Source organism: Nocardioides sp. zg-1228, from assembly GCF_017086465.1.
GTDB lineage: Bacteria > Actinomycetota > Actinomycetes > Propionibacteriales > Nocardioidaceae > Nocardioides.
Genome location: NZ_CP070961.1, coordinates 1,768,079 through 1,792,172, shown reverse-complemented (window position 1 = coordinate 1,792,172; position 24,094 = coordinate 1,768,079). Strand labels below are relative to the sequence as shown.

Genomic DNA, 24,094 nt, shown 5'->3' with positions numbered 1-24,094 from the left:
CGTCACTCGCTGGTGACCCCGTAGCTGAACTCGGGCGAGTTGATCGTCCCCGGGGACTGCTCGGGCGCGCTGGTCTGGTTGGTGACCACGCCCATCAGGGTGGCAACGGCGAGCCCGCCGCCCACGATGCAGCTGACGATGGGTGCGACGATTGATCCCATGTGCGTGTGATCCTCCCTAGGCGATGCCAGCAAGGTACCAGCCGGTAGCCCCTACTGCGCAACTATCCGTCCGGCCCGTCGCCGGCGCCACACGGCCAGGAACAGCGCGAGGACCGGCAGGCCGCACCAGCCTGTCCACGCCAGCGCCATCACGACCGTCCACGCGGCCGGCACGCCCGAGGGCGGCCGTCCGGGACCGACGTCGACGAGGGTGAGGTCGTCGAGCTCGCCGACCTCCTCGCCGGCGACCTCGGGCACCTCGACGCCCGGCAGCCGCTCCACCACGACGTACCGGACCCCGGCCTCGCGCAGTCGCGCGGCGCGCTGACCGGGATCGGGCGCGGCCAGGGCGCGGCGCACGTCGGCGGCGCTCGGGTCCTCCCCCGCGAGTGCCCGCCCGTCGACGACGAGACGGTCCTCGACGACGACACGGCCCGGCAGGTAGCGGCCGAGAGGGGCCAGCACGGGGCGGGCGTCGTTGTTCCACGCCGGTGCCCGATAGCTCTGGAACGGCAGCACGGCGACGGTGCCCTCGGGCAGCGCGCGCAACTCGTCGACGAGCGCGTCGTAGGACGCGGGGTAGTCGACCGCGCTCACCCTCCCCGACAGGCCGAGAGCCGGGTCCGGCATGAGGGCGACGGGCACCAGCACGCACGCCAGCGCGATCATCGCGCGGGAGAGCGCGTCCGGCAGCAGCCGCACCAGCGCCTCCGCCCCCCGCCCGGCCAGCACCGCGGTCAACGGCGCCGCGAGTGCCAGCAGCCGCGAGCCGTCGCGCAGCACGCCCGCTCCGGGCACGGTGCTCGCCAGCCAGCCCGTGACCCCCGGCAGCGCCCACGCCGCCAGGGTGAGGCCCAGTCCCACGGCCCAGCACCACACCAGCGCCCGGCGCGGTCCCTGCGGCACCTTCGACCAGCCGCGGCGGACGCCGAGGACGGCAAGCGCCACGAGCACGAGGGCCATCGCCACCGCCAGCGGACCCGTGCGCGAGTCGGGGACCACCGCGGCGTTCCAGATCCCGCCGAGCGAGAGGAACGTCAGCGGCGCGGGCAGCATCCCCTCACCGCTCGGCGCGAAGACGTCCGCCCCCGCGGCGCTCGACGTGGCGCTGCCGGCGTGAAGCAGGCCCGAGACGACCCACGGAAGGTTGGCCAGCACGACGAGTCCCGCGAGCGCCAGCCATCGGTCGCGCCGGCGGCGGGCGGCGGAGACGCAGGCGGCGAACGCCGTGACGAGCCCCGTCGACGCGCTCAGGCTGCCCAGCAGGAGCAGCACGGGGAGCCGGGCGGGCATGACGCCGGACCTGCGCCACGCCGTGCCGGCGAGCAGGACCCACGGCAGCACGCCGTAGCCCACCAGAACCGGCCAGTGGCCGATCGCCAGCCGCTCGACCACGAACGGGTTCCACACCGCCACCGACACCGCCACGAGGCGTGCCACGACCCCCGGCCCGACCAGGGCCGCCGCACCGGTGCCCGCGGCCACGAGGGGCAGCAGCAGCACGAGCTTCTGCAGGAGCATCCCGCCCAGCACCTCGTCGAGGACCGCCACCACCGCGTCGGACGGGACCGCCCGCGGCAGGGCGGTGCCGAGGCCCAGCGCGTCCGCGCCCAGACGCAGGTCGGGCACCCACACCATGTCGTAGCTCAGGACGTACCCCGGGCCGAGCGCGCCGCCCAGCAGCAGCACGGCGAGCGCGGTGGCCCAGGCCCCCGGCCACAGCAGCGAGCGGGTGCGCGCCGTCGCCCGATCGCCCCGTGCTCCCACGGTGGGACACCTTAGGGTGTGCCGCATGCCCACACGAGCGCGCGACCGGTCCGACGCGGTCGCCGGTCCCCGCGGCAGGCTCGAGCGTCTGCTGGGCGGCAGCGGGCAGATCGCCGTGGCGATGCTGCTGATGAACCTCGCGACCTACGGCTTCACCATGACGGCGGCGCGGATCATCGGGCCGGTCCCCTACGGCGCGTTCTTCGCGCTGATGAACCTCGTGATGATCATCAGCGTCGTCATGCTCGGCCTCCAGGCGACCGCGGCCCGCCGGATCAGCTCGGATCCCGCCCACGTCGGGCAGATCGAGCGCGAGATCCTCCGGGTCTCGCTGCGGGCGTCCCTCCTCCTCGGCGCCGTCCTCCTCATGGGGGCGCCACTCCTCAACACGCTGCTCGACCTCGACAGCCTGCCGACAGCGGTGCTGGCCGCCTTCGCCGCGGTGCCGATGACGATGACCGGCGCCCAGGCGGGGATCCTCCAGGGTGAGCGGCGCTGGCGCGAGCTGGCCGTGCTGTACGTGCTCTCGGGGGTGCCGCGGCTCCTCGTCGGGGTCGTGCTGATCCTCTGGCAGCCGACCGAGTTCATGGCCTTCCTCGGCGTCACGATCGGCTTCTACGCACCATTCCTCTATGGGCTCGCCGTGCTGCGCCACGGGCGCGTGTCCGGCGAGACCCACGAGCGCCACGGGTTCGGGCCGATCATCAAGGAGGCGGTCGTCAACTCGCAGGCCCTCTTCGCCTACTTCGCGCTCACCAACGTCGACATGCTGGTCGGGCGCTCGGTCCTCGACTCGCACGACTCCGGGCTGTACGCCGCCGGCCTGATCGTCTCGCGGGCGGTGATGTTCCTGCCGCAGTTCGTCGTGGTCGTCGCGTTCCCCTCGATGTCGACGAGCCGCAACCGCTCGCGCGCCCTGGCCGGCAGTCTGCTGCTCGTCGGCGGCCTCGGCGGCGCGTGCGTGCTGGCCACCGCCGTGCTCCCCGACCTCGTGCTGGTCTTCGCCGGCGGCGGCGACTACGAGGAGGTGCGGAGCCTGCTGTGGGTGTTCGCGCTGCTGGGCACGTGCATGGCCGTGCTCCAGCTGCTGGTCTACTCGGTGCTCGCCCGCCAGGGCACGATGTCGATGGTGCTGATCTGGGTCGCGTTCGGCGTCGTGGTCGCCGTCGCGTCGACGCTGGTCTCGACCGTCGGCGAGCTGCTCGCGCTCGTGCTGAGCGTCGACGTGATGCTGCTGGTGGTGCTGCTGGCGATCAGCGCGGTCACGCTGCGCGGGCGGTCCCCCGCTCAGTGAGCGGCGTCGTGCCAGCTGCGCCCGGTGCCGATCGACACGTCGAGGGGCACGGCCAGGTCGGCGGCGCCGCCCATCTCGGCGCGGACGACCTCCGCGAGCGCGTCGCCCTCCCCCGGCGCGACCTCCAGGACGAGCTCGTCGTGGACCTGGAGGAGCATCCGTGAGCGCAGCCCGTGCTCGGCCAGGGCGCGCTCGACGCCGAGCATCGCGACCTTCACCAGGTCGGCAGCCGAGCCCTGGATGGGGGCGTTGAGCGCCATCCGCTCGGCGGTCTCGCGGCGCTGGCGGTTGTCGCTGGTGAGGTCGGGCAGGTAGCGACGACGCCCCATGATCGTCTCGGTGAAGCCCGAGCGGCGCGCCTCGTCGACGACGCCGGTCAGGTAGTCGCGGACCCCGCCGAACGTCTCGAAGTACTCGTCCATCAGGGCCTTGGCCTCCGAGGTGGAGATCCGCAGCTGCTGGGACAGTCCGAACGCCGACAGGCCGTAGGCGAGCCCGTAGTTCATCGCCTTGATCTTGGCGCGCTGCTCGACGGTGACGTCCTCGGCCGCGACACCGAAGACCCGGGCCGCGGTGATGGAGTGGAAGTCCTGGCCGGAGCGGAACGCCTCGATGAGCAGGGCGTCCTCGGACAGGTGCGCCATGATGCGCATCTCCACCTGGCTGTAGTCGGCCGTCAGCAGGGCCTCGCCGTCCTTGCCGACGACGAAGCCCTCACGGATGCGCCGGCCCGCCTCGGTGCGGATCGGGATGTTCTGCAGGTTGGGGTCGGTGCTGGAGAGCCGACCCGTGGCCGCGATGATCTGGTTGTAGGTCGTGTGGATCCGCCCGTCGGGGGCCACCGACTTGAGCAGGCCCTCCACCGTCTGGCGCAGCCGGATCACGTCGCGGTGGCGCAGCAGGTGCTGGAGGAAGGGGTGCTCGGTCTTCTCGAACAGCTGCTGCAGCGCGTCGGCGTCGGTGGTGTAGCCGGTCTTGGTGCGCTTGGTCTTGGGCATGTCGAGCTCGTCGAACAGCACCACCTGCAGCTGCTTGGGCGAGCCGAGGTTGATCTCCTTGCCGATCACGTCGTAGGCGTCCTGGGCCGCGGCGCGCACCTGGTCGCCGAACTCCGACTCGAGTCCCTCGAGGTAGTCGACGTCGACGGCGATGCCCACCTGCTCCATCCGCGCGAGCGTGCCGATCAGCGGCAGCTCGACCTCGTGCAGCAGGCGGGTGCCGCCGTGCTCCTCGACCGCGTCGTCGAGCGCGTCGGCGAGGTCGAGGACGGCCCGGGCGGTCAGCATGGCCGTGTCGCTGGCCGTCGTGTCGTCCATCGCGTCGAAGCTCAGCTGGTCGGCGTCGACGGTGTCCTGGCGCAGCTCGCGCTTGAGGTAGCGCAGGGTGAGGTCGGCGAGGTCGTAGGAGCGCTGGTCGGGCTGGACGAGGTAGGCCGCGAGGGCGGTGTCGACCTCGAGGCCGGCGAGCTCCCAGCCCCGGGCGGCCAGCGCGAGGCTCGGGCCCTTCGCATCGTGGACGGCCTTGGGGCGCGAGGGGTCGGCGAGCCAGGCTGCGACAGCGGCGTCGTCGTCGGTGTCGATGTCGGTCACGTCGATCCAAGCCGCCTGGCCCTCGCGCGTCGCCACGGCGAGGGAGACCACGTCGCCGGTGCCGGCGCGCCAGCTGCCCTGGACGGACAGCCCGACCCGGGTGCCCTCGGGGGCGTGCTCGGCGAGCCACGCGGCCGCCTCGCCCGTGCCGAGACGACGGCCGTCGAGCTCGAAGCCCGACTCGGCCTCGACGGCGTCGTCGGGGGCGGGGTCGATGGTGTCGAGCAGCCGGGCGCGCAGCTCCCCGCGGAACTCGAGCTCGTCGAGCAGCTCGAGGCCGGCGGTGCGGTCCCACGGCTGCCGGACCAGCCCGTCGGGGCGTACGGGCAGGGTGAGGTCGCGGACCAGGGCGTTGAGGCGGCGGTTGCGGATGACGTCGCCGAGGTGGGCGCGCAACGACTCGCCCTTCTTGCCGGTGATCTCGTCGGCGCGGGCGATCACGTTGTCGAGGCCGTCGAACTGGTTGATCCACTTGGCGGCGTAGCCCTGGCCGACTCCCGGCACGCCGGGCAGGTTGTCGGAGGTCTCGCCGACGATCGCCGCCAGCTCGGGGTAGCGCTCGGGCGGGACGCCGTACTTCTCCTGCACCGCTGCCGGCGTCAGCCGGGCCAGCTCGCTGACCCCTCGCATCGTGTAGAGCACGGTCGAGTCGTCGGTGACGAGCTGGATGGAGTCGCGGTCGCCGGTCATGATCAGCACCTCCATGCCCTCGGCGAGGCCCTGCGTGGCGAGCGTGGCGATGATGTCGTCGGCCTCGTAGCCGTCCATCGACAGGTGCTGGATGCGCAGCGCGTCGAGCACCCGGCGGATCAACGGCAGCTGGCTGCCGAACTCGTCGGGGGTCTTGTTGCGCTTGGCCTTGTAGTCGCTGTACTCCTCGAGCCGGAAGGTCTGGCGCGACTTGTCGAACGCCACGGCGACGTGGGTCGGCCGCTCGTCGCGGAGCACGTTGACCAGCATCGAGGTGAACCCGTAGACCGCGTTGGTGTGCTGTCCGGACGCGGTCGCGAAGTTCTCCACCGGGAGGGCGAAGAACGCGCGGTAGGCCAGGGAGTGGCCGTCCAGCAGGAGGAGGCGGGGGCGGGTCGTCTCGCTCGTCTCGGGCACCCGCCGACTCTAGCCGCCGCCGACGACAGGGGGCCCCGAGCCCCGGCACCGCACGGGCCCGCGGCTCGGCCACAATGGCGCCATGAGCGAGACATCCCCCACGCCCCCCGAGTCCCTGGCCGACCTCAGCATCGACGAGCTCATCGCGTTCCTCCCCCAGGGCAACGGGCGGCTCAACGACAAGATGGGGGTGCAGCTGGTCGAGGTCTCCGCCGAGCGGGTCGTGGCCACCATGCCCGTGGAGGGCAACACCCAGCCGTTCGGCCTCCTCCACGGGGGCGCGTCGGTCGTGCTGGCCGAGACGCTGGGCTCGATCGGGTCGGCCATCCACGCCTACCCGGCCAAGATCGCCGTCGGCGTCGACATCAACGCCACGCACCACCGCTCCGCCACCGAGGGCCTGGTCACCGGCGTCGCGACCCCGATCCACCTCGGCCGGTCGTCGACGAGCTACGAGGTCGTGATCACCGACGAGCAGGGCCGCCGGGTGTGCACCTCGCGCATCACCTGCGCGCTGCTCGACGCCCCCCAGGGCTGAGCGGGCCGTCGGGCTCAGCCGGGGACGCGCTCGCGGCGCACCCGGCGAGCGGCCAGCACCCGGTCGATGCGCTGGCGGCTCGACGCGGCCGGGCTCGCCTGGCGCCCCTGCGGCAGCCGCGCGCGCAGGGCGCCGGTGGTGGCCGCGCGGAGCGTGGCCTGCGGCGCGAGCGAGAGGCGGGCCATGAAGCGGTTGGCGTCTCGCGCCTCGGCGGCGGCGGCCGTCTGCACGTGGCTGATGCCGTGCTCCTCGGCGAAGCGACAGGCCGCCTCCATGAGTGCGCTGCCCACTCCCCTGCGCCGGAACTGCGCGAACACGTGCGGCGAGACCGCCAGCACGGCCGGCTCGAGGTTGAGCGGGGTGAAGGTGGCGGCCTCGAGGTAGACGGCCCCGGCCACCTCGCCGTCGATCTCCGCGACGACGACACACCGTTCGTCGCTCGCGCAGGCCGTCGAGACGATGCTCGTCACGTCGGCGAGCTGCTCGTCGGGACGGCCCTTGCGGAGGATGTCGCACCACAGCTCGCGCAGCGACGGTGCGTCGGAGGGATCGGCCGCTCGCACGACCACCGCAGTCCTGCTCATGTCGACTCCCAAGGATCAGCTCGATGTGACCGCTTCCCCCGTGCCCTGCCGCATCCGGCTCGGGCAGTGCCGCAGACCCTACGCCGTCGCGAGGGCTCTGTCAGGAGGGCCCCCACAAGGGTCTGCGGACAAGCGTCATCGGATCGTTGCCGACGCACCTGCCAAAGCCATCTTCCGGTCCGGTCCTTGTGGTCTAGGCTCCGCCGCATGCGCACTCGCACCCTTCACCGATCCCTGACCCTGGTCCCCGCTCTGGCCCTGGCCCTCACGCTCAGCGCGTGCGGCGACGACGCCGGCGACGACTCCACCGACGCCGGCAACGACACCAGCAGCGAGAGCAGCCTCGACACGGTGTCCTCGGGCACCCTCACGGTCTGCTCCGACGTGCCCTACCCGCCGTTCGAGGACTTCGACGACACGTCCGACTCCGGCTTCAAGGGCTTCGACATCGACATCGTGCAGGAGATCGCCGACGGCCTCGACCTCGAGCTCGCGGTCAAGGACTCCTCCTTCGACGCCCTCCAGAGCGGTCAGGCGCTCAACGCGGCCCAGTGCGACCTCGCCGCCAGCGCGATGACCATCACCGACGAGCGCAAGGCCGCCCTCGACTTCTCCGACGGCTACTACGACTCCCAGCAGTCCCTCCTCGTCGCCGACGACTCCGACATCGCCTCGATCGACGACCTCGACGGCGTGAAGATCGGCGTCCAGCAGGGCACCACCGGCAAGGCCTACGCCGAGGAGAACGCGAGCGGCGCGGAGATCGTGTCGTTCCCCAGCGACGCCGAGATGTTCCAGGCGATCAAGGCCGGCCAGGTCGAGGCGCTGCTGCAGGACCTCCCGGTCAACATCAACCACCAGGAGTCGGGCGGCTTCAAGGTCGTCGAGACCTACTCGACCGAGGAGTCCTACGGCCTCGCCATGAAGAAGGGCAACACCGCCCTCGTGGACGCGGTCAACGAGCAGCTCGGTGAGATGCGCGACGACGGCACCTACGACGAGATCTACAACACCTACTTCGCCACCGAGTGATCGGCACGTGGCTCTGAAGCGTTCGACGAAGCGCATCCTCAGCAGGGCGGTCCTCTACGCCGTCCTGCTGGGAGTGCTCCTCCTGGTGGGGTTCAGTGCCGACTGGGCGACCATCCGCGCCAACTTCTTCGCCCCGGCCGGCATCGGCAACCCGTTCAAGGGCGACTGGGGCACCTGGCCCGACCTCATCACGATCGGCGTCAAGAACTCCCTGATCTACACGGCCGTCGCCTTCGCGGCGGGCCTGGTGATCGGGGTCGTGCTCGCGCTCATGCGGCTGTCCCCCGTGGCGGCCTACCGCTGGCTCGCCACCGCCTACATCGAGTTCTTCCGCGGCCTGCCGGTGCTGCTCGTCGTCCTGGTGATGGCGTTCGGCATCCCGATCGCGTTCAACGGGTGGACCCCGCCCGGCGGCACCGTCGGTGCCGGCGTGGTCGGCCTGATCCTGGTCGCCGCCGCCTACATGGCCGAGACCATCCGCGCCGGCATCCAGGCCGTGCCGAAGGGCCAGACCGAGGCCGCTCGCTCGCTCGGCATGAGCGCCGGGCGCACCACGGCCACGGTGGTCCTGCCGCAGGCGTTCCGGATCGTGATCCCGCCGCTCACCAACGAGTTCGTGCTCCTCATCAAGGACACCGCGCTGCTCTTCGTCATCGGCTTCGCTGCCAGCCAGCGCGAGCTCACCACAATCGCGCGCGACTTCATGGCGTCCAGCGCCACGGCCGGGACCGCGACGAGCCTGATCCAGGCCTCGATCCTCTACCTCCTGATCACCCTGCCGCTCACCCGACTGGTGTCGTGGCTCGAGCGCAAGCAGCAGAAGGCCCGGTGACCATGACCGAGAGCGTCCAGGCGGCTCCCGCCATCCAGATCCGCGACCTGCACAAGTCGTTCGGGTCCAACGAGGTGCTCAAGGGCATCGACTTCCACGTCGACGACGGCGAGGTGGTCTGCGTGATCGGACCCTCGGGCTCGGGCAAGTCGACCCTGTTGCGATGCGTCAACCGGCTCGAGGAGCCCGACAGCGGCCAGATCCTCGTCGAGGGCATCGACATCACCGATCCGGAGACCGATCTCGACGCCATGCGCTCGCGCATCGGGATGGTGTTCCAGCAGTTCAACCTCTTCCCCCACATGAACGTGCTGCGCAACCTCACCGTCGCGCAGCAGAAGGTGAAGGGTCGTTCCAAGAAGGAGGCGATCGAGGTCGCCCGCGCCAACCTCGACAAGGTCGGGCTCAGCGGTCGCGAGAACGTCTATCCCGCCCACCTCTCGGGCGGGCAGCAGCAGCGCGTGGCCATCGCCCGGGCGCTGTCGATGGACCCCGACATGATGCTCTTCGACGAGCCCACCTCGGCGCTCGACCCCGAGCTGGTCGGCGACGTGCTCGAGGTGATGAAGACGCTCGCCTCCGAGGGCATGACGATGATGGTCGTGACCCACGAGATGGGCTTCGCCCGCGAGGTCGGCGACAAGCTGGTCTTCATGGACGACGGCGTCATCGTGGAGGAGGGCGACCCGCGCGAGGTGCTCGCCCACCCGCAGCACGAGCGGACCCAGGCCTTCTTGTCGAAGGTGCTCTGACGCTCCTCCGACGCCTCCCTCGACGACTCCCGCCCGGAGGCGCCACCACCTACGACGCAGGGCCCAGCCGGATCGGCTGGGCCCTGTGTCGTACGTGGTGGGTGACTCAGATGTCTCCGCCGAGGTAGGCGGCCTTGACGGCGTCGTCGCCGGCGAGGTCCCTCCCCTTGCCCGAGCGGACGATCTCGCCCGTCTCGAGGATGTGGGCGTCGTCGGCCGCCTTGAGCGCCTGGGCGGCGTTCTGCTCCACGAGCAGCACCGTGGTGCCCTGAGCGTTGATCTCCTTGATGATCGCGAAGATCTGCGCGATGAGCTTGGGCGCCAGGCCCATCGACGGCTCGTCGAGCAGGAGCAGCCGCGGCCGCGCCATGAGGGCACGCCCGATGGCGAGCATCTGCTGCTCGCCGCCCGACATCGTGCCGGCGGACTGGTTGATCCGCTCGGCCAGGCGCGGGAACAGCGCGAGCACTCGGTCGACGTCGTCCTGATAGGCCTGGGTCTTGCGGTCGTTGCGCACGAAGGCGCCCATCTCCAGGTTCTCGCGCACGGTCATGCCCACGAAGCAGCGACGTCCCTCCGGGGACTGGCTGATCCCCAGCTTGACCCGGTCGTAGGGGGCGTCGTGGGTGATGTCCTTGCCGTCGAACTTCACCGACCCGGTCCGCACCTTGCGGATGCCGGAGAGGGTCTTGAGCGTCGTCGTCTTCCCGGCGCCGTTGGCGCCGATCAGGGTCGTGACGCTGCCCTCGGGCACGCTGAAGCTGATGTCACGGATGGCCTCGATGTGCCCGTAGTTGACACACAGCCCCTCCACCTCAAGAAGCATCTTCTTCCTCCACTCCGAGGTAGGCGGCGATGACCGCAGGGTTGTCGCGGATCTCCGCCGGGGCGCCCTCGGCGATCAACTTGCCGAACTCGAGCACGACGATCCGGTCGGTGACGCCCATGACCAGACGCATGTCGTGCTCGATGAGCAGCACGGTGAAGCCCCGGTCGCGCACCTTGCGGATCAGGTCCATCAGGGTGCGCTTCTCCTGCGGGTTGAAGCCGGCCGCCGGCTCGTCGAGGCAGATCAGCTTGGGCTGGGTCGCCATGGCGCGGGCGATCTCGAGACGGCGCTGGTCGCCGTAGGACAGGTTGGCGGCCAGCTCGTCGGCCTGCCGGGCCAGTCCCATGAACCGCAGCAGCTCCATCGCCCGGTCGTGGCCGGCCGCCTCCTCCCGGCGGTGCTTGGGCAGCCGGAAGAGGGCGCTGACGATGCCCGTGGTGTGCTGGGCGTCGGCGCCCACGAGCACGTTCTCCAGCGCGGTCATGGCCGGGAAGAGTCGGATGTTCTGGAACGTCCGGGCGATCCCGGCCTGGGTGATCTGGAAGCGCTTCTTGCCCGCCAGCGACTCGCCCTGGAAGCGGATCGTCCCGGAGGTGGGCTTGTAGACGCCGGTGATGGCGTTGAAGCAGGTGGTCTTGCCGGCCCCGTTGGGGCCGATGAGGCCGAGGATCTCGCCCTCCTTGATGTCGAAGCTCACGTCGTCGAGCGCCGTGAGGCCGCCGAACCTGAGCGTCAGGTGGTCCACTTCGAGGATGCGTGCGTCAGACACGTGCCCCCTCCTCTCCTTCGGTGCCTTCTTCGAGCTCGTCGAGCTCGTGCTCCAGCTGCTTGGCTCGCACGGTCCGCTTCGGCGGGAACAGGCCCTCGGGTCGCAGGACCGCGAGCAGGACCAGTGCCAGGCCGAAGACGAGCACGCGGAAGTCGTCGAACTCGCGGAACCGCTGGGGCAGGTAGGCCACCAGCGCGGCGCCGACGAGGACGCCCCAGCGGTTGCCCTGTCCACCGACCACGACGGCGGCCAGGAACAGGATCGAGAAGAGCAGCAGGAAGGAGGCGGGGTTGATGAAGCTCTGTCGACTCGCGTAGAGCGAACCGGCCAGTCCGCCGATGAAGGCACCCGTGGCGAAGGCCAGCAGCTTGAACCGGAAGGTCGGCACGCCCATCAGCTCGGCGGCGTCCTCGTCCTCGCGGGTGGCCTCCCAGGCGCGGCCGACGCGGCTGTTCTTGATGAGGTAGTCGGCGAACAGGACGACGATGACGACCGTCAGGCCCATCCAGTAGTAGGGGATCTGGTCGAGCACGCCGAACACCAGGAACTTGGTGGTGTCCTGGGTGTCGAGCAGCACGGTGCCGTCGCCCCAGTAGAGGTGCGGGACCTCGAACAGGCCCTCGGTGCCGCCCAGGCTCGGCGGGCGGGCGATGTTGCTGATGCCCTTCGCGTCGCCCAGCCACTCGGTGTTGACCGCGACGAGGCGGATGATCTCGCCGAAGCCGAGGGTCACGATGGCGAGGTAGTCACCCCGCACCCGCAGCGTCGGCGCCCCCAGCATGACGCCGGAGATGGTGGTGGCCACGACGGCCGCGGGGATGGCCAGCAGCAGCGGCCAGTGGGCGTGGTACGACGTCAGGATGGCCGCGGTGTAGGCGCCGATCGCGTAGAACCCGACGTAGCCGAGGTCGAGCAGTCCGGCGTAGCCGACGACGATGTTGAGACCTAGCGCGACCAGCATGTACATGGTGACGATGAAGAGCACGCCGCCGAAGTCGACCCCGGGCGTGGTGATGAACGGGGGCTCCAGGAGCGGGAGCGCGTAGGCGAAGAGTGCGAGGAGGACCCAGAGCACGATCTTGACCGGCTTGGGCATCCGCGAGAGGGAGTCCTTGAGCTTGCTCATGCGCGGGCCTTTCCGAGCGACTCACCCAACAGGCCCGTGGGCCGGACGAGAAGGATGACCACCAGCAGAACGAAGGCGACGACGTGGCGCCACTCGGTGCCGAGGAGCGCAGCGCCCCAGTTCTCGGCGACGCCCAGCACCAGCCCGCCCAACAGAGCGCCGCGCAGGTTGCCGATGCCGCCGAGGACGGCGGCGGTGAACGCCTTGACGCCGAGCAGGAAGCCCATGTCGAACTTCGTCGTCTCGATCTTGAGCATGTAGAGGAACGCCGCGACGCCGGCCATCAGGCCGCCGATGAGGAACGTCATCTGGATGGTGCGCGTCGGGTTGACGCCCATCATCGACGCCGTCTCGGCGTCCTGGGCCGTGGCCCGGATGCCCTTGCCCAGCTTGGAGCGGCGCACGAACTGGTCCACGACGACCATCATCCCGACGGCGGAGCAGATCACCAGGATGTCGATGCTCGACACGTTGACGCCCCCGATCTCCCAGCGGGGCGCGTTGACGACGTCGGCGATGCTGTTGTTGATGCGGGCCTTGCCGACGTAGGCCGAGAGGTCGTCATCGAGCCCGAACCAGCCGGCGACCCGGTCGCGCAGGCCCATCAGCTCGGCGAGCACGAAGCTCGCGCCGATGGCCGAGATGAGCGCGATCAGGCGGGGGGCGTTGCGCTTGATCAGCGGGCGGTAGGCCACCCGTTCGAGGATCAGCGCGATGGCGGCGGACATCAGCATCGCCGCCACCAAGGAGGCCAACAGGATCAGCACGAGCTGCACACCGCTCGCGTCCGCTCCCCCCAGCGCCATGACGGTCCACAGCATGGCGAAGGTGCCGTACATGAACACCTCGGAGTGCGCGAAGTTGATCAGCTGCAGCACGCCGTAGACCATCGTGTAGCCCAGGGCGATCAGCGCGTAGATGGCGCCGAACGCGAGCCCGGACACGGTGAGCCCGGGCAGGTTGTTGAAGAAGAACTCGAAGTTCACGCAAGGCCTCCTGGCCGCAGTATCCAGCGCGTCGGATCGTGGACGTCGGCGCGGCCGGGGACGTCGTCCCCGGCCGCGCCTGTCGTGCGTACGATCTAGCGGTCGATCACTTGATCTCGCCCTCGGGGACGATCTCGCCGCCGTCCACCGTGTAGGCGTAGACGTGGACGTCCGCGGGCTCACCGGTCTCGTCGAACTTGAGCTGCTTGGTGATGCCGGCCTCGTCGTAGCTGTTGACGAACTCGAGCATCGCCTCGCGGTCGGTGACGCCGTCCTTGATGCCGTCGAGGAAGATCGTCGCGGCGTCGTAGGCCTCGGCGGCGTAGGTGCCGGGAGCCTCGCCGAACTCGTCCTCGTAGGCGGAGGCGAAGTCGGCCACGGCCGGGTCGGTGTCGGGGATGCAGGGGCAGGTGATGATCGTGCCCTCGGCAGAGCCACCGGCGTCGAGGAAGGCCGGGTCCTTCACGCCGTCCGCCACGACGAACGTGCCGTCGAAGCCGCCGTCGCGGAGCTGCCCGATGAGGATGGTCGCCTCGGCGTAGTAGCCACCGAAGAAGACGGCGTCGGCGCCGGAGTCGACGACCTTGCTGACGGTGGCGGAGAAGTCGGTGTCACCGGTCTGGATGGTGTCGGTGCCGGCCACGGCGTCGGCGCCGAGGTCCTTCTCGACGATGCCGGCCAGGCCTGCGCCGTACTCCGTGGCGTCGTCGATGATGTAGGACTTCTTGGCCTTGAGGGTGTCCTTGATGTAGGCCGCGGCGGCCGGACCCTGGGTGGCGTCGTTGCCGAGGGCGCGGTGGAAGGTGTCCCACCCGTTCTCGGACAGCGCCGGGTTGGTGGCCGACGGGCTGACGGTCGCGACGCCGGCCTCGGCGAAGATCGGGCCGGCGGCCGCGGACTCGCCGGAGAAGGCGGGACCGACGACACCGATGATCGACTCGTCGCCGGCGACCTCGGTGGCCAGGGACGGGGCCTCGTCGGGCGAGCCCTGCGAGTCGTAGTTGACCAGCTCGACCTCGCACTCGGCCTCGTCGTTGTACTGGTCGACGGCGAGCTCGGCACCCTGGATGATCGGCTTGCCGAGACCGGACGCGGGGCCCGTCTCCGGGCCGAAGAACGCCAGCTTCAGGTCGCAGGCGGCCTCGCTGCTGCCGCCGCCGCTGCCGCCCCCTCCGGCGCTCTCGCCGTCGTCCTCGGTCGTGCCGCACGCGGTCAGTACCAAACCGGCGACTGCCGCTGCAGCGACGGCCTGCCAGGACTTGGATGAGCGGATCATGGACCCCTCCGTAGTTCTCGGTGGACTGCCCACCTCGGCAGCCTCGTGGCGGGAACCTAACACTCGCGATGTGGCCCAGGACACGATTGCAGCCGCCGAGTTGCGGGCCGTTGCCGTTTCGTGACCAAGCGGTCCGTACCGGGGGCGAGCGCGAGCGCAGTGGCCCTCGACCCTCTTGAGGAACGCTTGACGAACGGCTGCGTCAGGCGGGATCCGCGGTCGCGCCGCCCTCGTCGGCCAGCCCGGCCACGCCGTGCTCCACGACCCCGTCGGCGACCTGCCTCATCGACAGCCGCAGGTCCATGGCGGTCTTCTGGATCCAGCGGAACGCCTCGGGCTCGGTCAGCCCCAGCTGCGCCTGCAGCACGCCCTTGGCACGGTCGACCGACTTGCGCGTGGCGAGCGACTCCCGGAGGTCGGAGACCTCGCGCTCGAGGACGGCGATCTCGGCGAAGCGGCTCACCGCCATCTCGATCGCCGGCACCAGGTCGCTGCGCTGGAAGGGCTTGACGAGGTAGGCCATCGCCCCGGCGTCGCGCGCGCGCGCCACCAGGTCGCGCTGGGCGAACGCGGTGAGGATGACCACCGGGGCGATCCGCTCCCCCGCGATCAGCTCGGCGGCGGCGATGCCGTCGAGGACCGGCATCTTGACGTCGAGGATCACCAGGTCGGGCCGGAGGTCGCGGGCCAGCTCGACGGCCCGCCGGCCGTCGCCGGCCTGCCCGACCACGTCGTAGCCCTCCTCGGCGAGCATCTCGGCCAGGTCCATCCGGATCAGCGCCTCGTCCTCGGCGATCACGACCCGGCGCACGTCGTCCGCGTCGGGGCTGGCGAGGGGTCGTCCGGCGTCGGGCTGCGTCACGACGCCAAGGCTAGTTCGGATAGGGTTCCGACGCCGACTCGGCCCCGGTAGCCCAACGGCAGAGGCGATGCTCTCAAACAGCATTCAGTGTGAGTTCGAATCTCACCCGGGGCACCCGCGACCTGGCGCCCCGCTGTCGGTGCCGCGGTCCACGATGGCGTCCGTGTACGGAGTCAGCGAGCGGACCCGGGCGCTTGCCCTGCTGTCGGCCGGGGCCACGGTGAGCGCCGTCAGCCGCGCGACGGGGGTGGCCCGGTCGACGATCCGATCGTGGGCGCACGGTCCGCCCACGCTCGGGCCCGGCTGTGCCGTCTGCTGGGGCGCGGCACCCTCGCCGGGGGCCGACTACGCGGCCCTGCTCGGCTTCTACCTCGGCGACGGCTGCGTCTCGCGGCACGGCAGCCACACCACCCTCCGCATCTCCTGCGACGCCACCCTCGCCGGCATCGTGGCAGACGTGGCGGGCCTGATGCGTTCGCTGCACCCGGGCGCGGTCTGCACCGTCGATGCTCCGGGCACGAGCGTCGTCCAGAGCAGCTGGAAGCACTGGCCGTGCCTGCTCCCCCAGCACGGCCCGGGCCGCAAGCACGAGCGACCCATCGTGCTCGAGGCGTGGCAGGAGGAGGTGGTGGCGGCGCACCCTGACCACTTCCTGCGCGGTCTCTTCCACTCCGACGGGTGCCGGGTGGTCAACCGCGCCACGCGCACCGTCGACGGCGTCACGCGCCGCCACGACTATCCGAGGTGGCAGTTCGTCAACGCCTCCGACGACATCCTCGGCCTGTGCACGTGGGCGCTCGACCTGGCCGGCGTCGCGTGGCGCCGGTCGGCGCCGCGGGTCGTGTCGGTCTCCCGCCGCGAGGCCGTCGCCCGGCTCGACGACCTGATCGGGCCCAAGCGCTGATCAGCCGGGACGGCGGTAGGCCGGGGCCACCCCGTGGATGGCGTCGCCCATCCGGTGGATGCGCAGCGCGTTGGTCGAGCCGGGGATGCCGGGCGGGGCGCCCGCGATGATCACCACGAGGTCGCCCTCCTTGACCCGGCCGATGGCGAGGAGGGCCTCGTCGACCTGGCGCACCATCTCGTCGGTGTGCTCGACCTGGGCGCCCTGGAAGGTCTCGACGCCCCAGGTGAGCGCGAGCTGCGAGCGCGTGCGGGCCCGAGGGGTGAAGGCGAGGATCGGGATCGGCCCGCGATAGCGCGAGAGACGCTTGGCCGAGTCTCCGCTGGTCGTGAACGCCACGACGTACTTGGCGTGCACGGCCTCGGCGACCTCGGCGGCCGCCTTGGCGATGATGCCCCCGCGGGTGTGCGGCTGCCACGTGACTGCCGCCATGTGGCTCAGCCCGTGGTCCTCGGTGGACTCCACGATGCGCGCCATCGTGCGCACGGCGACGATCGGGTACTCCCCCACGCTGGTCTCTCCGGACAGCATGACCGCGTCGGCACCGTCGAGGACGGCGTTGGCCACGTCGCTGGCCTCGGCGCGCGTCGGCGCGGGCGAGCTGATCATCGACTCCAGCATCTGCGTGGCGACGATGACGGGCTTGGCGTTGCGCCGGGCCTTGTCGATGATGCGCTTCTGGTGGATCGGCACGTCCTCGAGCGGGCACTCCACGCCGAGGTCGCCGCGCGCGACCATGATGCCGTCGAAGGCGTCGACGATCTCGTCGATGTTGTCGAGGGCCTGGGGCTTCTCGATCTTGGCGATGACGGGGACGTGGATGTTCTCCTCGCGCATCACCGCGCGCACGTCCTCGGCGTCCCCGGCGTGGCGCACGAAGCTCAGCGCCACGAAGTCCACCCCGAGCTTGAGGGCCCACCGCAGGTCCTCGGTGTCCTTGGCCGACAGCGCCGGCACCGACACCGCGACGCCCGGCAGGTTGATGCCCTTGTTGTTGGACACCCTGCCCGGCACGACGACCTCGGTGACGACGTCCGTGTCGTCGACGGAGACGACCCTGAGCCGCACCTTGCCGTCGTCGATGAGCAGCGGGTCGCCGGGCTTCACGTCGCGCGGCAGGCCCTTGTAGGTCGTGCCGCAGATCTCCGCGGTGCCCTCCACGTCACGGGTGGTGATGGTGAAGGTCGCGCTGCGCTTGAGCCTGACCGGACCGGCGGCGAACGTCTCGAGGCGGATCTTGGGTCCCTGCAGGTCGGCGAAGATGCCGATCGCGTGGCCGGTGTCGTCGGAGGCCTGCCGGACCAGCCGGTAGACGGCCTCGTGGTCGGCGTACGCGCCGTGGCTCATGTTGAGCCGGGCGACGTCCATGCCGGCATCGACGAGTGATCGGATCCCCTCGGGGGTGTTCACCGCGGGGCCGAGGGTGCAGACGATCTTTGCTCTACGCACGTACCTCACCCTATCGGAGATTGGATCGTTCCAAGCCCCTCCGCGCCTGCCGGCGGAGGTCTCGCCTCCCGGCGACGCGTCGAGCGCCGGCCCCGTCGCACGCCGCGCTGGGCCGGCGCCCGACGCGGTTCAGACGACGAGGGGGCGCTCGTGCGGCTTGATCGGGGCTGGCAGCGTCGTCGAGCCGGTGAGGTGGGCGTCCACCGCGGCGGCCGCGCTGCGGCCCTCCGCGATGGCCCAGACGATGAGCGACTGGCCGCGACCCACGTCGCCGGCGACGTAGACGCCCGGCACGGAGGCGGCGTACGACGCGTCGCGCCGCACGTTGCCCCGCTCGTCGAGGTCGACCCCGAGCTGGTCGATCAGACCCGGTCCCTCGGGACGGTCGCGCTCGGGACCGGTGAAGCCCATGGCCAGCAGCACCAGCTGCGCCGGGATCTCCCGCTCGGTGCCCTCGACGGGCTGGAACGACCCGTCGACCTCGACCAGGCGCAGCGCGGACACCCGGCCGTCGGCGTCGCCGAGGAACTCCTGCGTCGACACGGCGTAGACCCGCTCGCCGCCCTCCTCGTGGGCCGAGGAGACGCGGAAGGTCATCGGGTAGGTCGGCCACGGCTGTGCGGTGGGCCGGTCCTCGCCGGGCTGCGGCATGATCTCGAGCTGGGTGATCGACTGGGCACCCTGGCGGATCGAGGTGCCGAGGCAGTCGGCGCCGGTGTCGCCGCCGCCGATGATGACGACGTCCTTGCCGGTGGCCACGATCTGGTCGGAGCCGTCGGCGGTCGGGGCCTCGCCGAGCGCCACGCGGTTGGCCTGCGGCAGGAACTCCATGGCCTGGTGGATGCCGCCGAGCTCGCGTCCCGGGACGGGCAGGTCGCGCGCGGCGGTGGCGCCCATCGCGAGCACGACCGCGTCGTAGCGCTCGAGCAGCTTGTCGCCGGTGAGGTCTCCCCCGACGTCGACCCCGGGCCGGAAGACGGTGCCCTCGCGGCGCATCTGGTCGAGGCGCCGGTCGAGGTGCTTCTTCTCCATCTTGAACTCGGGGATGCCGTAGCGCAGCAGGCCGCCGATCTTGTCGGCCCGCTCGTAGACGGCGACGGTGTGTCCGGCCCGGGTGAGCTGCTGGGCGGCGGCCAGCCCGGCGGGGCCGGAGCCGATCACCGCGACGGTCTTGCCCGAGAGCCACTCCGGCGGCTGGGGACGGACGTAGCCCGAGCCCCACGCGCGGTCGATGATCGAGACCTCGACGTTCTTGATCGTCACCGGGTCCTGGTTGATGCCCAGGACGCACGCGGTCTCGCACGGGGCCGGGCACAGCCGCCCGGTGAACTCGGGGAAGTTGTTGGTGGCGTGGAGGCGGTCCATCGCGCCGTCCCAGTCGTCGCGCCACACCAGGTCGTTCCACTCCGGGATGATGTTGCCCAGCGGGCAGCCCTGGTGGCAGAACGGGATGCCGCAGTCCATGCAGCGCCCGGCCTGGGTGTTGATGATCGGCAGCAGCGCGCGCCCGATGCCGTCGGGGTAGACCTCGTCCCAGTCGTGGACGCGCTCGGCGACCTCGCGCCGGGAGGCGACCTCGCGGCCGTACTTCAAGAAGCCCTTGGGGTCAGCCATGCTGGTTCACCTTCTTCGCGTGCGGGCGGGCGGTGGAGGCGGTGCGTCGGGCGGGGTGCCCGCTCGCCGGGGCAGCCGGGTCAGCCATGGAGCACCTCCATGATGCGCGCGGCCGCCTCGTCCTCGTCGAGGCCCTCCTCGAGGGCCTCCTCCCGGGCCTCGAGCACGCGCTTGAAGTCGCTGGGCATCACCTCGGTGAAGCGGGCCAGCGAGGCGTCCCAGTCGGCCAGCAACGCGGCGGCGACGGCCGAGCCGGTCTCCTCCGCGTGCTGCTCGACCAGCGTCCTGAGCTCGTCGGCGGCCTTGCCGGTGACGGGCGACAACTCGACCAGCTCGGGGTTGACCCGCCCCTCGTCGAGGTCGAGCACGAACGCGTAGCCGCCCGACATGCCGGCGGCGAAGTTGCGCCCCGTGGGCCCGAGGACGACGACGACACCGCCGGTCATGTACTCGCAGCCGTGGTCGCCCACCCCCTCGACGACGGCGGCGGCGCCGGAGTTGCGCACGCAGAACCGCTCGCCCACGCGACCGCTGAGGAAGATCTGGCCAGACGTGGCGCCGTAGCCGATCGTGTTGCCGGCGATGATCTGCTCGGCCGCCTCGAACCTCGCGGCCCGGTCGGGCCGCACGACCAGGCGGCCACCCGAGAGCCCCTTGCCGACGTAGTCGTTGGCGTCGCCCTCGAGCCGCAGCGTGACGCCACGGGGCACGAACGCGCCGAACGACTGCCCGGCCGAGCCGGTCAGCGTGATGTCGATGGTGCCGTCGGGCAGGCCGGCGCCGCGGTGGCGCTTGGTGACCTCGTGCCCGAGCATCGTGCCGACGGTGCGGTTGACGTTGCGGATCCGCACCTGCGCGCGCACCGGCTCCCCGTGCTCCAGCGCCGGTGCGGCGATGGCGATGAGCTCGTTGTCGAGCGCCTTGTCGAGACCGTGGTCCTGCGTCCTGGTGTTGCGCAGGTCCTGGTGCTCGAACTGGCCGTACTCGCCGTGGGCGGAGGCCTGGTGGAGGATGGGCGTGAGGTCGAGCCCGGAGGCCTTCCAGTGCTCGACCGCCTCGACCACGTCGAGCGAGTCGACCTGGCCGATCGCCTCGTCGAGGCTGCGGAAGCCGAGCTCGGCGAGCAGCTCGCGCACCTCCTGCGCGATGAACTCGAAGAAGTTGACGACGTACTCGGCCTTGCCGCTGTAGCGCTCGCGCAGCACCGGGTTCTGGGTCGCGACGCCCACCGGGCACGTGTCGAGGTGGCAGACCCGCATCATGATGCAGCCGCTGACGACCAGCGGGGCGGTGGCGAAGCCGTACTCCTCGGCCCCGAGCAGGGCCGCCACGACGACGTCGCGCCCGGTCTTGAGCTGGCCGTCGGCCTGCACCACGATCCGGTCGCGCAGCCCGTTGAGCAGCAGCGTCTGCTGGGTCTCGGCCAGGCCCAGCTCCCAGGGACCGCCCGCGTGCTTGAGCGAGGTCAGCGGCGAGGCGCCGGTGCCGCCGTCGTGGCCGGAGACCAGGACGACGTCGGCGTGCGCCTTCGACACCCCCGCCGCGACGGTCCCGATGCCCACCTCGGACACCAGCTTGACGTGGACGCGCGCCGACGGGTTGGCGTTCTTGAGGTCGTGGATCAGCTGCGCGAGGTCCTCGATGGAGTAGATGTCGTGGTGCGGCGGCGGGCTGATCAGGCCCACGCCCGGCGTGGAGTGCCGGGTCTTGGCCACCCACGGGTAGACCTTGTGACCGGGCAGCTGGCCGCCCTCGCCGGGCTTGGCGCCCTGGGCCATCTTGATCTGGATGTCGTCGGCGTTGGTGAGGTACTCCGACGTGACGCCGAAGCGGCCCGAGGCGACCTGCTTGATCGCCGAGCGGCGCTCCGGGTCGTAGAGCCGGTCGGGGTCCTCGCCGCCCTCACCGGTGTTGGACTTGCCGCCCAGCCGGTTCATCGCGATGGCGAGGGTCTCGTGCGCCTCCTGGCTGATCGAGCCGTAGGACATCGCGCCGGTCGAGAAGCGCTTGACGATCTCGGAGACGGGCTCGACCTCGTCGATGTCGATCGGGTCGCGGACGCCGTCCTTGAAGGTGAACAGCCCGCGCAGCGTCATCAGCCGCTCCGACTGGTTGTTCACCCGGTCGGTGTACTGCTTGAAGATGTCGTAGCTGCCGGTGCGGGTGGCGTGCTGCAGCCGGAAGACCGTCTCGGGGTCGAACAGGTGCGGCTCGCCGTCGCGGCGCCACTGGTACTCACCGCCGGTCGCGAGCTCGCGGTGCGTCGGGGAGATGCCGCCACGCGGGTACGCCGTCGCGTGCCGGCGGGCCACCTCCTCGGCGATCGTGTCGAGCTCGATGCCGCCCAGCTTGGACGTCGTGCCGGTGAAGTAGCGGTCGATGACGGCCTGCGACAGGCCGACCGACTCGAAGATCTTCGCCCCGGTGTAGGAGGCGACGGTGGAGACGCCCATCTTGGACATCACCTTGAGCACGCCCTTGCCGAGGGCCTTGATCAGGTTGGCGACGGCCCTCTCCGGGTCGACCTTGACGTAGTAGGCCTCGCGGGCGAGGTCCTCGACCGACTCCATGGCCAGGTAGGGGTTGACCGCGGCCGCGCCGTAGCCGACGAGGAGGGCCACGTGGTGGACCTCGCGGACGTCGCCGGCCTCCACGAGCAGGCCCACCTGCGTGCGGGTCTTCTCGCGGACCAGGTGGTGGTGGACCGCGCCGGTGAGCAGCAGCGACGGGATCGGCGCCAGCTCGGCGGTGGCGTGGCGGTCGGAGAGCACGATGATGCGCGCGCCGGCGGCGATGGCGGTCGACACCTCGGCGCAGAGCTCGTCGAGCCTGGCCTCGAGCGCCGCTCCCCCGCCCTCGACGGGGTAGAGGCCGCGTACGACGTGCACCTGGAACCCCGGCATGTCGCCGTTGCGGTTGATGTGGCGGATCTTGGCCAGGTCGTCGTTGGAGAACACCGGGAACGGCAGCACGATCTGGCGGCACGACGCCGGGCTCGGGTCGAGCAGGTTGGCCTCGGGGCCGATGGAGCCGCTCAGCGAGGTGACGAGCTCCTCGCGGATCGCGTCGAGCGGCGGGTTGGTCACCTGGGCGAACAGCTGGGAGAAGTAGTCGAAGAGCAGGCGCGGCTTGTCGCTCAGCGCCGCGATGGGGGTGTCGGTGCCCATCGAGCCCAGCGCCTCGCCGCCCGTGTTGGCCATCGGCGTCAGCAGGATGCGCAGCTCCTCCTCGGTGTAGCCGAAGATCTGCTGGCGGCGGGTGACCGAGGCGTGGGTGTGCACGATGTGCTCGAGGTCGTCGATGTCGTCGAGGTGGATCTGGCCCGCGTGCAGCCACTCGTCGTAGGGCTGCTCGGCGGCGAGCTGGCCCTTGATCTCCTCGTCCTCGATGATGCGGTGCTCCTCGGTGTCGACGAGGAACATCCGGCCCGGCTGCAGCCGGCCCTTGCGGACGACGGCGGCGGGGTCGAGGTCGAGCACGCCGACCTCGGAGGCCAGCACGACCAGGCCGTCGTCGGTGACCCAGTAGCGCGACGGGCGCAGCCCGTTGCGGTCGAGGACCGCGCCGATCTGGGTGCCGTCGGTGAACACGACGCACGCCGGCCCGTCCCAGGGCTCCATGAGCATCGAGTGGAACTCGTAGAACGCCCGGCGCCGGGCGTCCATCTCGCGGTGGTTCTCCCAGGCCTCGGGGATCATCATCAGCACGGCGTGCGGCAGCGAGCGCCCCGCGAGGTGCAGCAGCTCGAGGACCTCGTCGAACGACGCGGAGTCCGACGCCCCGGGGGTGCAGATCGGGAACAGCCGCTCGAGGTCGCCGGGGATCAGGTCGCTCTCGAGCAGGGCCTCGCGCGCCCGCATCCAGTTGCGGTTGCCCATCACGGTGTTGATCTCGCCGTTGTGGGCGATGAACCGGAACGGGTGGGCCAGCGGCCAGCTCGGAAACGTGTTGGTGGAGAAGCGGGAGTGCACCACGGCCATCGCCGAGGCGACCCGCTCGTCGGTCAGGTCGGGGAAGACCCGGTCGAGCTGGTCGGTGGTGAGCATCCCCTTGTAGGCGAGGGTGCGCGAGGAGAGCGACGGGAAGTAGACGTCGGTCTCGGACTCGGCGCGCTTGCGCAGGCAGAACGCGAGGCGCTCGAGCGCCATGCCGCTCACCCGGGCGCCGCGGCCGGCGACGAACAGCTGGGCGAAGCGCGGCATCACGCTGCGCGCCGTGGCACCGAGGGTGGAGTCGTCGACGGGGACCTCGCGCCAGCCGAGGACGGCGAGCCCCTCCTCGTCGGCGATCTCCTCGATCCGCTTGCGGATGCCGGCCACCGCCTCGTCGTCACCGGGCAGGAAGGCGGTGCCGACGGCGTACGCCCTGGCGGGCGGGAGCTCGAAGTCGACCACCTCGCGGAGGAACGCGTCGGGCACCTGGAGCAGGATCCCGGCGCCGTCGCCGGAGTTGACCTCGGCGCCCGCGGCCCCGCGGTGGTCGAGGTTGCGCAGCGCGGTGAGGGCCTTCACCACGATGTCGTGGCTCGGCTCGCCGGTGAGCGTCGCGACCATGGCGACGCCGCAGGCGTCCTTCTCGTGGCGAGGGTCGTAGAGACCCTGGCTCGGCGGGAATGCGTGCATA

At 71.1% G+C, this 24,094-nt stretch carries 19 protein-coding genes and 1 tRNA gene; 7 read left to right on the top strand and 13 right to left on the bottom strand.

The window, feature by feature from the left end; genetic code table 11:
• Positions 1-2: 2 nt before the first annotated feature.
• Together JX575_RS08565 and JX575_RS08560 are read right to left on the bottom strand one after the other, a co-directional pair.
• Positions 3-161 (bottom strand): hypothetical protein, encoded by a 159-nt coding sequence (locus JX575_RS08565; RefSeq protein WP_186342013.1) that lies wholly within the window; start codon positions 159-161, stop codon positions 3-5.
• 51 nt (positions 162-212) lie between these two features.
• Positions 213-1,928, bottom strand: coding sequence for a hypothetical protein (locus tag JX575_RS08560; RefSeq protein WP_186342012.1), 1,716 nt, complete (start codon positions 1,926-1,928; stop codon positions 213-215).
• A 25-nt stretch (positions 1,929-1,953) separates the two neighbouring features.
• Here JX575_RS08560 and JX575_RS08555 point away from each other — a divergent pair, with 25 nt between their 5' ends.
• Positions 1,954-3,222, top strand: coding sequence for an oligosaccharide flippase family protein (locus JX575_RS08555; protein ID WP_186342011.1), 1,269 nt, complete (start codon positions 1,954-1,956; stop codon positions 3,220-3,222).
• On the opposite strand, the gene polA is transcribed toward JX575_RS08555, so the two are convergent.
• Positions 3,216-5,918, bottom strand: a complete 2,703-nt coding sequence (polA, locus tag JX575_RS08550; protein WP_186342010.1) for a DNA polymerase I — start codon at positions 5,916-5,918, stop codon at positions 3,216-3,218. The genes JX575_RS08555 and polA overlap by 7 nt on opposite strands.
• A gap of 82 nt (positions 5,919-6,000) precedes the next feature.
• On the opposite strand from polA, the gene JX575_RS08545 reads away from it, so the two are divergent.
• Entirely contained in the window at positions 6,001-6,456 is a 456-nt protein-coding gene (locus JX575_RS08545) for a hotdog fold thioesterase (protein WP_186342009.1), read from the top strand.
• A gap of 14 nt (positions 6,457-6,470) precedes the next feature.
• Here the strand turns inward: JX575_RS08545 and JX575_RS08540 are convergent, their stop codons facing one another.
• Positions 6,471-7,040, bottom strand: coding sequence for a GNAT family N-acetyltransferase (locus JX575_RS08540; protein ID WP_186342008.1), 570 nt, complete (start codon positions 7,038-7,040; stop codon positions 6,471-6,473).
• Between the two features lie 207 nt (positions 7,041-7,247).
• On the opposite strand from JX575_RS08540, the gene JX575_RS08535 reads away from it, so the two are divergent.
• Genes JX575_RS08535 through JX575_RS08525 form a run of 3 tightly spaced genes read left to right on the top strand, consistent with a single transcriptional unit; the run spans position 7,248 to position 9,656 of the window.
• Entirely contained in the window at positions 7,248-8,072 is an 825-nt protein-coding gene (locus JX575_RS08535) for an ABC transporter substrate-binding protein (RefSeq protein ID WP_186342007.1), read from the top strand.
• A gap of 7 nt (positions 8,073-8,079) precedes the next feature.
• Positions 8,080-8,904, top strand: a complete 825-nt coding sequence (locus JX575_RS08530; protein WP_206054562.1) for an amino acid ABC transporter permease — start codon at positions 8,080-8,082, stop codon at positions 8,902-8,904.
• A 2-nt stretch (positions 8,905-8,906) separates the two neighbouring features.
• Positions 8,907-9,656 carry an amino acid ABC transporter ATP-binding protein gene (locus tag JX575_RS08525; RefSeq protein WP_186342006.1) on the top strand — a complete coding sequence of 250 codons (750 nt, stop codon included), beginning with the start codon at positions 8,907-8,909 and terminating at the stop codon, positions 9,654-9,656.
• A gap of 106 nt (positions 9,657-9,762) precedes the next feature.
• On the opposite strand, the gene JX575_RS08520 is transcribed toward JX575_RS08525, so the two are convergent.
• From JX575_RS08520 to JX575_RS08495, 6 genes are all read right to left on the bottom strand, one after another.
• A complete protein-coding gene (locus JX575_RS08520; protein WP_186342005.1) occupies positions 9,763-10,482 on the bottom strand; it encodes an ABC transporter ATP-binding protein in 720 nt (239 codons plus the stop codon).
• Positions 10,472-11,254: an ABC transporter ATP-binding protein gene (locus JX575_RS08515; RefSeq protein WP_241005394.1), complete on the bottom strand. Its 783-nt coding sequence runs from the start codon at positions 11,252-11,254 to the stop codon at positions 10,472-10,474. The genes JX575_RS08520 and JX575_RS08515 overlap by 11 nt, the downstream gene beginning before the upstream one ends.
• A complete protein-coding gene (locus tag JX575_RS08510) occupies positions 11,247-12,380 on the bottom strand; it encodes a branched-chain amino acid ABC transporter permease (protein WP_186342004.1) in 1,134 nt (377 codons plus the stop codon). Before JX575_RS08510 ends, JX575_RS08515 begins: the two co-directional genes overlap by 8 nt.
• Positions 12,377-13,366, bottom strand: a complete 990-nt coding sequence (locus JX575_RS08505; RefSeq protein ID WP_186342003.1) for a branched-chain amino acid ABC transporter permease — start codon at positions 13,364-13,366, stop codon at positions 12,377-12,379. Before JX575_RS08505 ends, JX575_RS08510 begins: the two co-directional genes overlap by 4 nt.
• Before the next feature lie 106 nt (positions 13,367-13,472).
• Positions 13,473-14,642, bottom strand: coding sequence for a branched-chain amino acid ABC transporter substrate-binding protein (locus tag JX575_RS08500; RefSeq protein ID WP_186342002.1), 1,170 nt, complete (start codon positions 14,640-14,642; stop codon positions 13,473-13,475).
• A gap of 202 nt (positions 14,643-14,844) precedes the next feature.
• Entirely contained in the window at positions 14,845-15,504 is a 660-nt protein-coding gene (locus tag JX575_RS08495; RefSeq protein WP_277395318.1) for a response regulator, read from the bottom strand.
• Positions 15,505-15,545: 41 nt separating this feature from the next.
• Here JX575_RS08495 and JX575_RS08490 point away from each other — a divergent pair.
• Positions 15,546-15,618, top strand: a tRNA-Leu gene (locus tag JX575_RS08490).
• A gap of 49 nt (positions 15,619-15,667) precedes the next feature.
• Positions 15,668-16,408, top strand: a complete 741-nt coding sequence (locus JX575_RS08485) for a transcriptional regulator (RefSeq protein ID WP_186342001.1) — start codon at positions 15,668-15,670, stop codon at positions 16,406-16,408.
• Here JX575_RS08485 and pyk read toward each other — a convergent pair whose 3' ends face one another.
• The 3 genes from pyk to gltB form a co-directional block, all read right to left on the bottom strand.
• On the bottom strand, positions 16,409-17,857 hold the full coding sequence (gene pyk / locus JX575_RS08480) for a pyruvate kinase (protein WP_186342000.1): 1,449 nt from the start codon (positions 17,855-17,857) through the stop codon (positions 16,409-16,411).
• A 129-nt stretch (positions 17,858-17,986) separates the two neighbouring features.
• Positions 17,987-19,471: a glutamate synthase subunit beta gene (locus JX575_RS08475; RefSeq protein ID WP_186341999.1), complete on the bottom strand. Its 1,485-nt coding sequence runs from the start codon at positions 19,469-19,471 to the stop codon at positions 17,987-17,989.
• Positions 19,472-19,551: 80 nt separating this feature from the next.
• Positions 19,552-24,093 (bottom strand): glutamate synthase large subunit, encoded by a 4,542-nt coding sequence (gene gltB / locus JX575_RS08470; protein WP_186341998.1) that lies wholly within the window; start codon positions 24,091-24,093, stop codon positions 19,552-19,554.
• Position 24,094 lies beyond the last annotated feature (1 nt).